The organism is Micromonospora sp. NPDC047740 (assembly GCF_043204735.1).
Classification (GTDB): Bacteria; Actinomycetota; Actinomycetes; order Mycobacteriales; family Micromonosporaceae; genus Micromonospora.
Genome location: NZ_JBIDCT010000004.1, coordinates 209563 through 223635, shown reverse-complemented (window position 1 = coordinate 223635; position 14073 = coordinate 209563). Strand labels below are relative to the sequence as shown.

At 72.9% G+C, this 14073-nt stretch carries 16 protein-coding genes and 1 other RNA gene; 12 read left to right on the top strand and 5 right to left on the bottom strand.

Annotated elements, in window-relative coordinates:
• Positions 1-11: 11 nt before the first annotated feature.
• Positions 12-269: a DUF3040 domain-containing protein gene (locus ACGF4F_RS10220; RefSeq protein WP_073833711.1), complete on the bottom strand. Its 258-nt coding sequence runs from the start codon at positions 267-269 to the stop codon at positions 12-14.
• A 530-nt stretch (positions 270-799) separates the two neighbouring features.
• Entirely contained in the window at positions 800-1471 is a 672-nt protein-coding gene (locus ACGF4F_RS10215) for a bifunctional DNA primase/polymerase (RefSeq protein WP_393076505.1), read from the bottom strand.
• A gap of 243 nt (positions 1472-1714) precedes the next feature.
• Between ACGF4F_RS10215 and ACGF4F_RS10210 the strand changes: the two genes are divergently transcribed.
• The 7 genes from ACGF4F_RS10210 (at position 1715) to mctP (ending at position 8609) form a co-directional block, all read left to right on the top strand.
• The gene (locus ACGF4F_RS10210; protein ID WP_357434917.1) at positions 1715-2938 is read left to right on the top strand and encodes a helix-turn-helix domain-containing protein; all 1224 of its coding nucleotides are present in this window, start codon (positions 1715-1717) and stop codon (positions 2936-2938) included.
• Positions 2939-2942: 4 nt separating this feature from the next.
• On the top strand, positions 2943-3524 hold the full coding sequence (locus ACGF4F_RS10205) for a flavoprotein (RefSeq protein WP_393076502.1): 582 nt from the start codon (positions 2943-2945) through the stop codon (positions 3522-3524).
• Between the two features lie 160 nt (positions 3525-3684).
• Positions 3685-4557, top strand: coding sequence for a Nif3-like dinuclear metal center hexameric protein (locus tag ACGF4F_RS10200; RefSeq protein WP_393076499.1), 873 nt, complete (start codon positions 3685-3687; stop codon positions 4555-4557).
• Entirely contained in the window at positions 4547-5284 is a 738-nt protein-coding gene (locus tag ACGF4F_RS10195; protein WP_357434920.1) for a C4-type zinc ribbon domain-containing protein, read from the top strand. The genes ACGF4F_RS10200 and ACGF4F_RS10195 overlap by 11 nt, the downstream gene beginning before the upstream one ends.
• A gap of 5 nt (positions 5285-5289) precedes the next feature.
• Positions 5290-6510 carry a bifunctional RNase H/acid phosphatase gene (locus ACGF4F_RS10190; RefSeq protein WP_393076496.1) on the top strand — a complete coding sequence of 407 codons (1221 nt, stop codon included), beginning with the start codon at positions 5290-5292 and terminating at the stop codon, positions 6508-6510.
• A gap of 198 nt (positions 6511-6708) precedes the next feature.
• Positions 6709-6954: a DUF3311 domain-containing protein gene (locus ACGF4F_RS10185; protein WP_357434922.1), complete on the top strand. Its 246-nt coding sequence runs from the start codon at positions 6709-6711 to the stop codon at positions 6952-6954.
• Complete coding sequence (mctP, locus tag ACGF4F_RS10180; RefSeq protein WP_357434923.1) at positions 6954-8609, top strand: monocarboxylate uptake permease MctP; 1656 nt, start codon at positions 6954-6956, stop codon at positions 8607-8609. The genes ACGF4F_RS10185 and mctP overlap by 1 nt, the downstream gene beginning before the upstream one ends.
• 53 nt (positions 8610-8662) lie before the next feature.
• Here mctP and ACGF4F_RS10175 read toward each other — a convergent pair whose 3' ends face one another.
• Positions 8663-9142 carry a MarR family transcriptional regulator gene (locus ACGF4F_RS10175; protein WP_357434924.1) on the bottom strand — a complete coding sequence of 160 codons (480 nt, stop codon included), beginning with the start codon at positions 9140-9142 and terminating at the stop codon, positions 8663-8665.
• 53 nt (positions 9143-9195) lie between these two features.
• Between ACGF4F_RS10175 and ACGF4F_RS10170 the strand changes: the two genes are divergently transcribed.
• Positions 9196-10428, top strand: coding sequence for an MFS transporter (locus tag ACGF4F_RS10170; protein WP_393076492.1), 1233 nt, complete (start codon positions 9196-9198; stop codon positions 10426-10428).
• A 69-nt stretch (positions 10429-10497) separates the two neighbouring features.
• Here the strand turns inward: ACGF4F_RS10170 and ACGF4F_RS10165 are convergent, their stop codons facing one another.
• A complete protein-coding gene (locus ACGF4F_RS10165) occupies positions 10498-11259 on the bottom strand; it encodes a sulfite exporter TauE/SafE family protein (protein ID WP_393076489.1) in 762 nt (253 codons plus the stop codon).
• Between the two features lie 99 nt (positions 11260-11358).
• Between ACGF4F_RS10165 and ACGF4F_RS10160 the strand changes: the two genes are divergently transcribed.
• From ACGF4F_RS10160 to rnpB, 3 genes are all read left to right on the top strand, one after another.
• On the top strand, positions 11359-11643 hold the full coding sequence (locus ACGF4F_RS10160) for a hypothetical protein (RefSeq protein WP_393076486.1): 285 nt from the start codon (positions 11359-11361) through the stop codon (positions 11641-11643).
• 2 nt (positions 11644-11645) lie between these two features.
• Positions 11646-12026 (top strand): hypothetical protein, encoded by a 381-nt coding sequence (locus tag ACGF4F_RS10155; protein WP_393076480.1) that lies wholly within the window; start codon positions 11646-11648, stop codon positions 12024-12026.
• Positions 12027-12084: 58 nt separating this feature from the next.
• Positions 12085-12496, top strand: an RNA gene (gene rnpB, locus ACGF4F_RS10150) — RNase P RNA component class A.
• 36 nt (positions 12497-12532) lie between these two features.
• On the opposite strand, the gene ACGF4F_RS10145 is transcribed toward rnpB, so the two are convergent.
• Positions 12533-12892 (bottom strand): metalloregulator ArsR/SmtB family transcription factor, encoded by a 360-nt coding sequence (locus ACGF4F_RS10145; RefSeq protein ID WP_357434929.1) that lies wholly within the window; start codon positions 12890-12892, stop codon positions 12533-12535.
• A 66-nt stretch (positions 12893-12958) separates the two neighbouring features.
• On the opposite strand from ACGF4F_RS10145, the gene ACGF4F_RS10140 reads away from it, so the two are divergent.
• Positions 12959-14035 (top strand): cation diffusion facilitator family transporter, encoded by a 1077-nt coding sequence (locus ACGF4F_RS10140; RefSeq protein ID WP_393076475.1) that lies wholly within the window; start codon positions 12959-12961, stop codon positions 14033-14035.
• Positions 14036-14073: the final 38 nt, after the last annotated feature.

The following is a 14073-nucleotide window of genomic DNA, read 5'->3' as shown; positions in this document are numbered from 1 at the left end:
GATCGGCGCGGTCATAGCCAGCGTCGCCGGAAGTGCCACATGAGCCCGGCGTTGGCCAGCAGCACCACGGCGCAGATCGCGCCGGCCAGCCGGCCGGCCAGTACGGTCATCGCCGGCAGCGAGGCCCACAGCACGATCGTCAACAGCATCAGATAGCGGCCTCGGCGGCCCCGGGCCCGGTGATCGAGCCGGGCGAAGAACTGCGGGTCGCTCTCCCGCAGCTGGCGGGTGATCTGTTCGAACCTGCGCTGATCCTCTTTGCTGAGCATGGCGGTGCCTTCCCCTCACGGCTTCAGCGGTCCCGCGGCATACCCGCAACGGAGGCGGGTCACGCGCTGCTCCTGCCGCCACTTCGATGAAAGTCGGGCGGGTAGGCATCTTCCGGCCGGACGACCTCAGCGCAGGCCTGCCCGGGGGTTACCTTCCGCGGTGCCTTCGAACGGCCCCAACAGCGCCGCCGCGGGCGAAAACGTGAGGTCCCGGCCGCCGCGGCGACAATATTTGTGCGCAACGGGCGGCGGGGCACGGTGGGCGGCCGGGTCGGCCGGGCGGGGGTAGGTCAGCGGAGGGGGCGGTGGGTGGTGTTGGGGCGGGAGCCGGTGGGGCGGGGTCGGCCGGGGCGCGAGCCCCAGGGCCGGGTGCCGGCCCAGCGGCGCGGGCGGCGGCGGTGTGGTGCTGGTTCGGTGCCGCCGGTGTGGCGGGCCGCGTCATCACTGGACATGGTCAACCCCCGCTCTGGCGCGAGCGCGCCGTCACCCGGGTCCAACGAGTCCGGCACCGGGGAGGACGCTGCCCGCGGTCAGCAGCCGCGGCGGGGTAGGGGGAGTTGGCCCGGGAGCAGATCGGAGGTGAGCGTGACGCCAGCCGCCCGTAACGCCTCGATCAGCGCGTTCTGCACCAGATAGGAGTCGGGAAGCTGCCAGCGCGCCTGCTCGGGGGCGACCGCCCAGCGCACCGTCCCCTCGGGCAGCCGGGTCGGCGGTGCCGGGATCCAGGAGCCGCCGCCGTGCCGGATCACGTGGAAGCAGTGATCGAGTTCCGGCCGGAGCGGGTCGCCGCGGCGGACCAGGAACATCCAGCGGCCGGTGGGGGTGACCAGGACCGGCCCGCGTACGCCGAAGCCGGCCGGGTGGGTCGCGAGCGTGTCCAGGACCCGTCGCCCGAGGTGGGCCGCGACCTCCAGTACGTCGAACGCGCGCCCGGTGGGCAGCAGCACCCCGTGCGGGCGGCTGCGCCACCAGGTGGCCACCCGCGCCGGGTCGGCGCTCGCCGCGTGCTCCCAGTTCTCCAGGGCCGGGTGGCAGCCGCTGGTGGGACAGCCGGCCCGGCCGCAGACGAAGCGGCTGTTGGCCAGGCAGGCGCCGGGCGTCACCTCCCAGCCGTGGACGGCGTAGCGGACGGCGACCCGGCGCAGCCGGACCCGTTCCAGGGGCGACAGGTGAGCCACGCGTGGTCCGACATTCCCCCACATGTGTGCCACATCCCCTCTCGTCCGCACTGGATGGTCCACATCGCACGTCGAACGCCGTCACTGCCGTAACCCGCGGTCGTTGAGCTGACGAACGGCTGATGCAACTTGCACGGAAACTACGAGAACTGGCCGTACGGCTGACGTACAGAGTGTGCGACCAGGGAAAACCTGAGAACCGACCGGTCGTCGCGACCGTCGACCGGGTTGGCTCAGCCGGACGTGCGCAGGGGGAGGGATGGCGAGATGGACGAACTACCCATAGGCCGCCGGGTGGCGTACTGGCGGGGGCGGCGCAAGATGTCCCAACAGGTCTTCGCCGACCGGCTCGGCAAGTCCAAGAGCTGGGTGGACAAGGTGGAGCGCGGAGTCCGGCGGCTGGACAAGTTCTCCGTCCTCTACGAGATCGCCGACATTCTCCAGGTCGACGTCCAACTGCTCCTCGGCAAGGACCCGGAGCGGCGTACCGACACCCTCAACTGCATCGACCAGGTCGAGGTCGAGGAGATCCGGGCCGCGCTGGAGCGGTACGACTCGATGACCGCCTACTTCGACGCGGCGCCGTACCCGCCCCCGCTGGCGGACATGCGCAAGGCGGTCAACCACGCCTGGCTCACCTACCAGTACGGCCGCTACGGGATGCTCACCCGCGCCCTGCCGAAGCTGCTGCGCGACGCCCAGGCCGCCGACGCCGGCTACGCCGACGAGCAGGCCCGGGACGCCGCCCACCTGCTCGGGCAGGTCTACCAGATCGCCTCCTCGGTGCTCCGCAAGCTCGGCGAGTGCGACCTGGCCTGGCTGGCCGCCGACCGCTCGATGGCGGTCGCCCAGCGGGCCGACGACCAGTTGCTGGCCGGTGTCGCCACCACCCGGGTCTGCAACGCGCTGGCGGCCATGGGCCGGTCCCGGCCGGCGCTGGAACTCAACGTCAACATCGCCAACCGGCTGGCGCCCGGCAACGGCGACGCCAGCCCGGAGCAGCTCTCCGTCTACGGCATGCTGCTGCTCCAGGGCGCGATGGCCGCCGCCCGCATCGGCGACTCCGCGACGGTGGACGATCTGCTCAACGGGGCCCAGGAGGCGGCCACCCTGCTGGGCAGCGACCAGAACCACTACTGGACCTCGTTCGGCCCGACCAACCTCGAGCTGCACCGGGCCGCCGCCGCCGTCGAACTCGGCGACGGGGGCCGGGCGGTGGAGATCCACCAGCGGATCCCCGAGCCGGCGTTCAACGCGCTGCTGCCCGAGCGGCGCGCGCACCACCTGCTCGACATCGCCCGCGGCTACGCCCAGATCGGCGACGTCGCCAACGCGGGTGAGATGCTGCTGCTCGGTGACCGGCTCGCCCCGTCCGAGATCCGCTGCCGGCCGATCGCCCACGAGGTGATGTCCGACGTGCTCCGTCGCACACGGGGTACGCCGCCTCCGCCGATCGGGGAGTTGGCTGAGCACATGGGAGTCGGAGTATGAGCGGATGAACAGTCCGCATCTCAGCCACCGGCGCCGTCGGGTGCTCTACGTGATCGCCTGCGGCTCGCCGCTGGCCCGCAACGCCGGCCGGTTGGTCGACCTCGCCCAGCAGGACGGCTGGGACGTCTGCGTGGTCACCACCCCGGACGGTGCCAAGTTCGTCGACCGCGCGTCGCTGGCCCGGCAGACCGGGCACCCGGTACGCACCCACTACAAGAACCCGGGCGACCCGGACGTGCTCCCCCCGGCGGACGCGATGCTGGTCTGCCCGGCGACGGTCAACACCGTCAACAAGTGGGCGGCCGGCATCGCCGACACGCTCGCCCTGGGGCTGCTGATCGAGGCGCAGGGGCTCAAGGTGCCGATCGCGGCCGTCCCGTACACCAACTCGGCGATGGCCGCGCACCCGGCGTTCCGGGCCAGCCTGGACCGGCTGCGTGAGTGGGGGGTGCGGGTGGTCTTCGGCGAGCATGTCGTACCGCTGCACCCGCCGGGTACCGGTGAGCGGCACGCGGACGTGTTCCCCTGGGAGGTCGGCCTCGCGGCGCTGCGCGGCACGCCACGCCCGGCCGCCCCGGTCGGCTGAGCCGGCCCCGACGTGCCGAGGGGTCAGCTCGCGCCGGCCCGTCCGGCCGCACCGACCCCGGGTCGCGCCCGGCCACCGGCGAGCGGATGACGGGCGACCCGTGGGCCGCAGGTTCCGTCTGCCGCCGGACCGGGCCCGGACGCCGGTAAGCTGGCCGGCCGTGAGCACAACCGGATCCCCGCCCACCGTCGCCGACGTGGTGGCCGTGCTGGACCGCCGCTACCCGCCCGCGTGGGCCGAGGAGTGGGACCGGGTCGGCCTGGTGCTCGGCGAGCCCAGCACCCCGGTACGCCGGATCGCCTGCGTGGTCGACGTGGTCCCGGAGACGGTGGACGAGGCGCTCGCCGCCGGGGCCGACCTGATCGTCGCGCACCACCCGCTGCTGCTGCGGGGGGTCTCCTCGGTCGCCGCCACCACGTACAAGGGGCGCATCGTCCACCGGATGATCAAGGCGGACGTGGCGCTGTACGTGGCGCACACCAACGCCGACGTGGCCGACCCGGGCGTCTCCGACGCGCTCGCCGCCCGGTTCGGGCTGACCGGGCTGCGCCCGCTGCACCGGCCCCGGCCGGGGTCACCCGCCGACGGCCCGGGGCGGGGCATCGGCCGGATCGGCGAGCTGCCCGCCCCGATGACCCTGGCCGAGCTGACCCGGCACGCGGCGGCCGTGCTCCCGGCCACCGCCTGGGGAGTTCGCGCCGCCGGGGATCCCGGGCGTATGGTTCGTACCCTTGCCGTCAGCGGAGGCTCGGGGGACAGCTTCCTCGCCGAGGCGACCGCCGCCGGGGTGGACGCGTTCCTCACCGCGGACCTGCGCCACCACCTCGCCGGTGAGCACCTCGCCGCCGGCGGCCCGGCCCTGCTGGACGCCGCCCACTGGGCGACCGAACGACCCTGGCTGGACGACCTGGCCGCCCACCTGCGGGACGAGCTGGGCGTCGAGACCGTGGTGTCCGACCTGGACACCGACCCGTGGACCGTGCACGCCGCCGCACCCGACCGGACGACAAGGAGTCCCGACCGTGAAGGCTGATCCGAAGGTGCAGCGCCGGCTGCTCGACCTGCAGGCGATCGACACCGCCCTCGCCCAGCTCGCCCACCGCCGCCGGTCGCTGCCCGAGCGGGCCGAGCTGGAGGCCCTCGCCCGGGAGCTCTCCGCGCTGGAGGACGAGCGGGTCCGGGCGCAGGTGGCCGTCGACGACCTGGACCGGGACATCGCTCGGCTGGAGAAGGACGTCGACCAGGTGCGCGCCCGCAAGAGCAAGGACGAGGCGCGGCTCGCGTCCGGCAGCGGGCCGGCCCGGGAGTTGGAGGCGATTCAGCACGAACTGGCCTCGCTGAACCGCCGGCAGAGCGACCTGGAGGACGCCGAGCTGGAGCTGATGGAGCAGCGGGAGACCGCGCAGGGGGTGCTCGACGGCGTCGAGCGGCGGATCGCCGAGGCCCGGGACCGGCGGGCCGCCGCCGAGCAGCGGCGCGACGAGAGCCTGGCCGAGATCGCCAAGGAGGAGGAGTTCAAGCGCGGCGCCCGCCAGCCGCTGGCCGGCGACCTCCCGGCCGACCTGGTCACCCTCTACGACCGGATCCGCGAGGACACCGGGCTCGGAGCCGCGTTGCTCACCGCCGGCCGCTGCGGCGGCTGCCGGCTGGAGCTCTCCGGCGCCGACCTGGCCCGGATCCGCAAGGCCGACCCGGACGAGGTGGTGCGCTGCGAGGAGTGCCGGCGGATCATGGTCCGGACCGCCGAGTCGGGTCTCTGACCGCCGTGGCGGTGCGTGCGGTCGTCGTCGAGGCCGACGGCGGGTCCCGGGGCAACCCGGGGCCGGCTGGCTACGGCGCGGTGGTCCGGGACCGGGCGACCGGCGAGGTGCTGGCCGAGCGGTCCGAGGCGATCGGCACCGCCACCAACAACGTCGCCGAGTACCGGGGCCTGATCGCCGGGCTGGAGGCCGCCGCCGAACTGGGCGCGGCCGAGGTCGAGGCCCGGATGGACTCGAAGCTCGTGGTCGAGCAGATGTGCGGCCGCTGGCAGATCAAGAACCCGGGGTTGCGGCCGCTCGCCGCGCAGGCCGCCGGCCTGGTCGCCCGGTTCGCCGCCGTCCGGTTCACCTGGGTGCCCCGGGAGCGTAACCAGCACGCGGACGCGCTGGCCAATGCGGCGATGGACGCCGCCGCCGGGATGGCGCCGGCCCGGCCGGTCGTCGCCACGCCCCGCATCGTGGAGCCGCCGCGCGAGGTCGCCGGCCCCGACGCGGCCGCCCGGGCCGCGGCCCGCGAGGTCGCCGCCCGCGCCGCCACCAACCGGGCCACCGGCACCGACCCGGCCACCACGCCGGCCTCCTGGGAACCGCGCCCGACCGAGAGCGCCACCCGACTGATCCTGGTCAGGCACGGCGAGACCGAGCGCACCGTGCAGAAGCAGTACTCCGGTCGCGGTGACGTCCCGCTGACCGATCGGGGCCGGGCCCAGGCCCGGGCCACCGCCGCCCGGGTGGCCGCCCTCGCGCCGTCCGTCGCGGCCGTGGTCAGCTCGCCCCTGTCCCGCTGTACGGCCACCGCCGAGGCGATCGCCGCCGTGGTCGGGAACCCACCGGTACGTACCGACGACGACCTCGTCGAGTGCGACTTCGGGATCTGGGAGGGGCGGACCTTCGCCGAGGTGCGCGCTGACTGGTCGGGGGAGCTGGACGCCTGGCTCGCCTCCACCCGGGTCGCCCCGCCCGAGGGCGAGTCGTTCGCCGCGGTCGCCGAGCGGACCGGCCGGGCGGTCGAGCGGCTGCGTACGGCGTACCCCGGAGAGATCGTCGTGGTGGTCTCCCACGTCTCGCCGATCAAGCTGGTGCTGCGCGACGCCCTCGCGGCCGGCGACGCCTTCCTGCACCGGCTCTACCTGGACACCGCGGGCGTCTCGGTGCTCGACCTGTACCCGGACGGCGGCGTCGCGGTCCGGTCGGTCAACGACACCGCCCACCTGACCTCCCACTGACCACGGCGGCTCCGGTTCGGCGCGTCGGGCGCGGTGGCTGGAGCCGCCGCCGGCCGTCCGACCGATCGGCTCCGCCGTTCGGCGCATCCGGGTGTCCGCTCGGCGCATCGCCGTTGTCCGGCTGGACGTGACCGGGCTCACAGGGTCGTAGCCTCCGGCCGTCACATGGCGAGTTACGACTTCCCGGAGGTGTGTCACATGGCTGCACCCGAGCCGGCGGCGCCGACGACGGCGCGATCCAGGGCGAAGGACCACAGTCCCTGGAACTGGTTGCTCTTCATACCGATCGTGGTGCCGCTCATCCCGGCCTTCTTCAACGCCGACTCACCCCGGATCTTCGGGTTTCCGCGCTTCTACTGGCTGCAGCTGGCCTGGATCCTGCTCGGCGTCGGCACCACCACGCTCGTCTACCAGATGACGAAGAAGCGGGGAGGTGAACGGTGATGTGGCGGGACCACCTGACCGAGATCATCGTCTTCACCGTCCTCTTCCTGCTGGTCAGCGCGATGGGCTTCGTGGCGGCCCGGTGGCGGGCGCCGCGCGACATGGCGCACCTGGACGAGTGGGGACTGGGCGGGCGCAGCTTCGGCGGCTGGATCACCTGGTTCCTGGTCGGCGGTGACCTCTACACCGCGTACACCTTCGTGGCGGTGCCGGCGCTGATCTTCGGGGCCGGCGCGGCCGGGTTCTTCGCGGTGCCGTACACGATCGTCATCTACCCGATGGTGTTCCTGGTGCTCTGCCGGCTCTGGTCGGTGTCGCACCGGCACGGCTTCGTCACCCCGGCCGACTTCGTCCGCAGCCGGTTCGACTCGCCGGTCCTGGCGCTGCTGGTCGCGATCACCGGCATCGTGGCGACCATGCCGTACATCGCGCTGCAGTTGGTCGGCATCGAGGCGGTGCTGAAGACGATGGGGGTCACCGGGGAGAGCGCACTGGCCCGGCACCTGCCGATCATCATCGCGTTCGCCATCCTGGCGGCCTACACCTACCAGTCGGGGCTGCGCGCGCCGGCGCTGATCGCCTTCGTCAAGGACTCGCTGATCTACATCGTGATCCTGGTGGCGGTCCTCTACCTGCCGTACAAGCTCGGCGGCTGGGGCAGCATCTTCGACGCGGCGGACGCGAAGTTCCAGGCCTCCCCGGCACCGGGTGACGGCATCCTGCTCAACGCCAACAACCAACTCCAGTACGTCACCCTGGCGTTCGGCTCGGCGCTGGCGCTCTTCCTCTATCCACACAGCATCACCGGCGTACTGGCCAGCCGGAACCGGGACGTGATCAAGCGGAACATGTCCGCGCTGCCGGCGTACAGCCTGCTGCTCGGGCTGATCGCGCTGCTCGGCTACATGGCCATCGCGGCGAAGGTGACGCCGCTGGCGGGGACCAAGGAGGGCAGCTTCGACACCAACACCATCGTGCCGCGGCTCTTCGACGCGCAGTTCCCGGACTGGTTCGCCGGGATCGCGTACGCGGCCATCGGCATCGGCGCGCTGGTGCCGGCGGCGATCATGTCGATCGCGGCGGCGAACCTGTTCACCCGCAACATCTACAAGGAGTACTTCAAGCGCGACGCGACCCCGGCGCAGGAGGCGAACGTCTCGAAGATCACCTCGCTGGTGGTGAAGGTCGGCGCGGTCGCCTGCATCGTCTTCCTCGACCCGCAGTTCTCCATCGACCTGCAGCTCATCGGCGGCGTGATCATCCTCCAGACGCTGCCGGCGGTGGCGCTGGGCCTCTACACCCGCTGGTTCCACCGCGGGGCGCTGATCGCCGGCTGGGCGGCCGGCATGGCGCTCGGCATGTGGATGCTCTACCAGATCGCGAACCCGGCGACCGGGAAGAAGCACTTCGCCGGTTCGGCCTTCCCGCTCTCCGAGTTCGGCTTCGACACCAAGAAGACGATCTACGTGGGGATCGTCGCGGTGCTGGTCAACCTGGTCGTCGCCGCGCTGCTCACGCTGGTGCTGCGGGCCGGCAAGGTGGCCGACGGGGCGGACGGCACCACCCCGGACGACTACTTCGCCGACGAGGGCGACGCCCGGGTCACCCCCGGCGCCACCCGCGACGCCGACTCCGCCCCGGAGCCGGTCGCCTGAGGTACTCCGAGGCCCCCGGCCCCGCGCAGGCGGCCGGGGGCCTCGCCGTGCCGTCAGCGGCGTCGATTGCGCGACTCCAACGCCTCGTTGAGGCGGTGCAGCAGCTCCGCGAGGGTGTCCCGGTCGCCGGCGGTCCAGCCGGCGAGGATGTCGCCGTAGAGCCGGGTGCGGGCCGTCTGGACGGCGGCCATCCGCTGCAGCCCGGCCTGGGTGGGGGAGATCACCGTGCCCCGCCCGTCGGCCGGGTCCGGCGTCCGGACGATCAGGCCGTCCCGCTGCATGGCGGAAACCTGCCGGGTGACCGTGGAGCCGTCCAGGTTCAGCCGCGCGGCCAGCGCCGAGACGTTCTGCGGGCCGGCGCTGTCCAGGTGCCGCAGGATCACGTACGCCGCCCGGTCCAGCACCCGGTGCTCGGCCGTGCCGGTGGCCCGGCGGGTCGCCTCGCCCAGCCGCATCAGCAGCGCGATCTCGGTCTCGATTCGGCCGAGGGTGGCCTCGTCCTGAGCCGGTCCGGTCGTGTGGTCGTCCCTCATAGCTGTATGATACAACCGAATTACCTGTACGATACAGCTATCTGGGAGGCGGAGTGGATCGGCAATCCGAGCCCAACCGCAGTGCCATCTACGCCACCACGCTGGTGGCCTTCCTCGCCATCGCCGGCATCGCCGTGGTGGACCCGATCCTGCCGGCCATCGGCGAGGCGATCGGGGTCACCGCCTGGCAGGTCGAACTGCTGTTCACCGCGTACATCGCGGTGATGGCCGTCGGCATGATCCCGGCGACCCTGGCCAGCGGGAAGTTCGGTTTCAAACCGGTGCTCATCACCGGTGTCTCGGTGGTCGGCCTGGCCGCGATCCTCGCGTCGTTCAGCAACGACATCGTGCAGCTCTCCGCGCTGCGCGGCGTGTGGGGCATGGGCAACGCCATGTTCTTCGCCACCGCGATGGTGGTGCTGGTCAACCTCGCCAACGACCGGGAATGGGTGGTCGGCCTCTTCGAGACCGCGCTCGGCCTCGGCTTCGCCGTCGGCCCGCTGATCGGCGGCCTGCTCGGCGAGGTGAGCTGGCGGCTGCCGTTCTTCGTCTGCGGCGTGTTCATGGTGCTCGCGCTGGGCGTGGCGGCGCGCAAGCTCCGCGAGCCGGCCCGCCGGCAGGCCCCGGTACGCCTCGGCCAGATCTTCTCGACGTACCGCAAGCCGGCGTTCATCACCCTCTGCGTGGTCACCGCCGCGTACAACTTCGTCTTCTTCGTCGTGCTCGGCTACACGCCGCTCTTCCTGCACCTCGACGTCATCCCGCTGGGGCTGGCCTTCACCGGCTGGGGCCTCGGCCTGGCCGCCGGCATCCTGCTGATCGGCCACCGGCTGGCGCACCGGATCGGCGCGGTGCAGACCGTCGGCGTGGCCATCGCCGGCCTGCTGGTCTGCATGGTCCTCTTCGCCACCTCGTCCGGCACCACCGAGTCGCTGGTCGTGCTGGTGCTGTCCGGCCTGTTCATGGGCCTGGCCAACGCCAACCTCACCGACCTGGCGCTCGGCCTCGGCTCCGCCGACCGGCGGGTCGCCACCGGCGCGTTCAACCTGGTCCGCTGGGGCGCCGCCGCGCCGGCCCCGATCATCTCCGGCAAGCTCGCCGAGCACGGGCTGGCCCTGCCGTTCTGGGTCGGCTTCGGGGTGCTCGCCGTCGGCGTGCTGGTCTACCTCGCCTTCGCGCACGTGATGGCCGCCGGCTACGGCGAGCGCGTGCTCTGGTCCCGGTGGAACCGGGCCGCCCGCGGCGCCGAGCACGCGCCGGAGGAGCCGGTCGGCGAGGCGTACTGAGCCACTGCCCCTCCTGGTCGAACCGCCCCGGCGCAGCCTCACGCCGGGGCGGTTCGGTGTCCAGGAGGGTCAGCGCAGCGCGCGCCAGAGCAGGTCGAGGCCGATCACCGTGCCGAACACCACGATGACTGTCTTCAGCACCACCGGCGGGAGCCGGCGGACCAACCGGGCGCCCACGTACCCGCCGACCACGGTGGCCGGCGCGACCACCGCGACCGCCGCCCAGTTGACCGGGCCGAAGAGCGCGAACACCACCAGCGTGGTCAGCCCCACCACGGCCGAGAGCAGGTTCTTGACGGCGGTGACCCGGGCCAGGGTGGCGTCCAGCACCAGGGCCAGGCCGGCCACCAGCATCACCCCGAGCGCCGCGCCGAAGTAGCCGCCGTACACCGAGCCGAGCGCGACCATGGCCTGCACGGTGACGGTACGGCGGCGCGGGCTGAGGTCGGCCGGATGGCCGACCAGCCGGCGCAGCGGGTCCTGGAAGGCCAGGACGGCGGTCGCGCCCAGCACCAGGAACGGCACCACCAGCTCGAACGCCCGCGCCGGGGTGGCCAGCAGGAGCAGGCAGCCGACGCCCGTGCCGAGCACGGTGGTGGGCAGCAGGCGCCACAGTTGCGGCCCGCGCGGCAGGTCCATCCGGCTGCCGGCGACGCTGGCCACGTACCCGGGGAAGACCGACACCGAGTTGGTGACGTTGGCCGGCACCGGCGGCAGGCCGGTCGCGATCAGGGCCGGGAAGGTGATCAGGGAGCCGCCCCCGGCCACCGCGTTCACCGTGCCCGCGGCGAGACCGGCGGCGAGCAGGAGCGCGGCGTCGGAGAGGTCCATGGTTACCGGAGGCTAGTACGGCCGGGACGGATCTCAACTTTTCGCTGCCCTGCCGCGTCGTTCCCAGCCGGAGTGGTATACCGCTCGTATACTTCCGCGGTGGACACGACCATCAAGGTGGCTGCTGAGGTACGGGACCGGTTGGCCGTCCTGGCGCAGGAGCGGGGCGTCAGCATGCGCGACCTGTTGGCCGAGTTCGCCCGGACGACGCCGACCCGCGAGGAACTGCGTGAACGCGCGACCAGAGCCGAGGCGTACATCCGGGCGCGAATCGCGCCCGACCTGAGCGATGAGGGTCTTGCCCGAGGCGAGAGTGTGTGGTCGGCGATCGAAGCCGGCGAGGCTCCCGAGTGCCTGGCCGAGCCTCGACCACGAGTCGCGTGACCATGAACGGAGTGGTTTTCGACCACACCGCGCTGCTCGCCTTCGGTGCTGGGCACCAGTTGCTCTCCGGTCTCGTTGTCCAGGCGCACCGGGAGCACGGAAGGCACCTGTTCGTACCGGCGCTCTGCCTGGCTGGCGCCGCCGCCCAGCGGCCGGCCCTTGGCGAGCACGTCGGAGCCCTACCGGTGCTGGACGTCGTGGAGCTGCGCTACTCCGGGGCTCTCGCCGTGGGTCGGCTGGTGAAGCAGGGCGTGGACTGGGAGCTGGCGCACGCGGTGGTGCTGGGGCGACCCGGCCCGGAGTGGCCCCAGGGCCGCCCCGTGCTGACGGAGACGCCCAAGGCGTACGCCGGGTTGGGTGTTCTGACGATCGACGTGGGGTGACCGCACGGCCGGGAAATGGCGGCGGCGCGGGCGTCGTTAGGATGATGGACGCGACGGACGAGTCGACCGGGCGGTCGCGTCGACGGGCTTTGCGGCCCGTCGCCGAGGAACGTCCGGACTCCACAGGGCAGGGTGGTTGCTAACGGCAACCCGGGGTGACCCGCGGGACAGTGCCACAGAAAACAGACCGCCGGCCCGAAACGGGACGGTAAGGGTGAAACGGTGGGGTAAGAGCCCACCAGCATCCCGGGTGACCGGGATGGCTCGGTAAACCCCACCCGGAGCAAGGCCAAGAAAGGATCCTCGCCGCGAGGCGATGGTCCGCGCAGACGCTTGAGGGCTGCCCGTCCGATGTCTGCGGGTAGGCCGCTGGAGCCTGCCGGCGACGGTAGGCCGAGATGGATGGCCGCCGCCGACGCGCCTTCGGGCCGCGTCGGTCACAGAATCCGGCGTACAGGTCGACTCGTCCGTCGCCCTCCGGCTGGCCGGCGCGGCCCTGGGGCTGCTCAGTCGTGCTCCGGGAGGCCGCTGACCCGGTGCGCCGCGGCGTGCAGCACCTCCGCCACCAGCCGGCGCACATGGCCGCCCCGGGCCCGGTAGAGCGCCCGGCGGCCCTCCCGCCGCACGCTGACCAGCCCCGCCAACCGGAGCTTGCCGAGGTGCTGCGACACCGCCGGCCGGGCCAGCCCCACCGCCGCCACCAGCGCGGTCACGTCGTGCTCGCCCTCGCTGAGCAGGTGCATCAGCCGCAGCCTGGTGCCGTCGGCCAGCATCCGCAGCATCTCCGTCGCCGCCGCCACGTCTGGCCCGCCCGGTAGGCGCTGTTGCAGGTCACTGGCAGCTGCAACATTGTCGCGTGCATACATGAGCACATATTATCGCCGCCGCCAGGGGTACGGACCGTCCGTGCGACCGGGCGAACTGGGGGAGCGGTGACGGACCACGGCCACGGCCATGACCACTCGCGCGACCACGGCCGGCACGAGCGCGACCATGATCACCACCACGACGGGCACACCGCCTGGTGGCACCGGCTGACCCACGCCGCCGTCCCCCACTCCCACGACTCCCGGGCGAAGGTCGACCCCGCCCTGGAGTCCTCCCGGCAGGGCCTACGCGCCCTGTGGCTCTCGCTGGTCGGACTCGGGATCACGGCGCTCGCCCAGGCGGTCATCGTGGTGCTGTCCGGCTCGGTGGCGCTGCTCGGCGACACCCTGCACAACGTCGCCGACGCCCTGACCGCCGTGCCGCTGGGGATCGCCTTCCTCGTCGGCCGGCGTGCCGCCACCCGCGCCTACACCTACGGGTACGGCCGGGCCGAGGATCTCGCCGGCATCATCATCGTCGCGGTCATCGCCGCCTCCGCCGTCGCTGCGGCCGGGACCGCCGTCGCCCGGCTGCTGCACCCCGCCGAGGTGACCCACCTGCCCTGGGTCGCCGCCGCCGGCCTCGTCGGCTTCCTCGGCAACGAGCTGGTCGCCCAGTACCGCATCCGGGTCGGCCGGCGTATCGGCTCCGCCGCCCTCGTCGCCGACGGGCTGCACGCCCGCACCGACGGGTACACCTCGCTGGCCGTGCTCGCCGCGGCCGGCGGTGCCGCCCTCGGCTGGCGCTGGGCCGATCCCGTCGTCGGCGTGGCCATCGCCGCCGCCATCACCTTCGTCCTCAGGGACGCCGCCCGCGAGGTCTACCGGCGCCTGATGGACGCCGTCGATCCCGACCTCGTCGACCAGGCCGAGTCCGCGCTCCGGGCCGTCGACGGCGTGCAGGACGTGGCCGCCGTGCGACTGCGCTGGATCGGCCACCGGCTGCACGCCGAGGCGGAGCTGGTGGTCGACGCGAAGCTCAGCCTCCTCGCCGCGCACGAGATCGCGGCCGACGCCGAACACCAGCTCACCCACGCCGTGCCCCGGCTGGCCACGGCCACCGTCCATACCGACCCGGACAGTCATCCCGGGGGGCACCATCACACCGCGCTGTCGCACCGCCGACGTGCGCCCTCCCGATGAGTGCCCGATATCTGCCCCGATCGCCGTGACCGGCCCTG

Coding starts and splice junctions, on each gene's coding strand:
- ACGF4F_RS10210 (WP_357434917.1), top strand. CDS start 1,715: ATGGACGAACTACCCATAGGCCGCCGGGTGGCGTACTGGCGGGGGCGG.
- mctP (WP_357434923.1), top strand. CDS start 6,954: ATGTGGCGGGACCACCTGACCGAGATCATCGTCTTCACCGTCCTCTTC.
- ACGF4F_RS10185 (WP_357434922.1), top strand. CDS start 6,709: ATGGCTGCACCCGAGCCGGCGGCGCCGACGACGGCGCGATCCAGGGCG.
- ACGF4F_RS10175 (WP_357434924.1), bottom strand. CDS start 9,142: ATGAGGGACGACCACACGACCGGACCGGCTCAGGACGAGGCCACCCTC.
- ACGF4F_RS10155 (WP_393076480.1), top strand. CDS start 11,646: ATGAACGGAGTGGTTTTCGACCACACCGCGCTGCTCGCCTTCGGTGCT.
- ACGF4F_RS10205 (WP_393076502.1), top strand. CDS start 2,943: ATGAACAGTCCGCATCTCAGCCACCGGCGCCGTCGGGTGCTCTACGTG.
- ACGF4F_RS10220 (WP_073833711.1), bottom strand. CDS start 269: ATGCTCAGCAAAGAGGATCAGCGCAGGTTCGAACAGATCACCCGCCAG.
- ACGF4F_RS10145 (WP_357434929.1), bottom strand. CDS start 12,892: ATGTATGCACGCGACAATGTTGCAGCTGCCAGTGACCTGCAACAGCGC.
- ACGF4F_RS10215 (WP_393076505.1), bottom strand. CDS start 1,471: ATGTGGGGGAATGTCGGACCACGCGTGGCTCACCTGTCGCCCCTGGAA.
- ACGF4F_RS10165 (WP_393076489.1), bottom strand. CDS start 11,259: ATGGACCTCTCCGACGCCGCGCTCCTGCTCGCCGCCGGTCTCGCCGCG.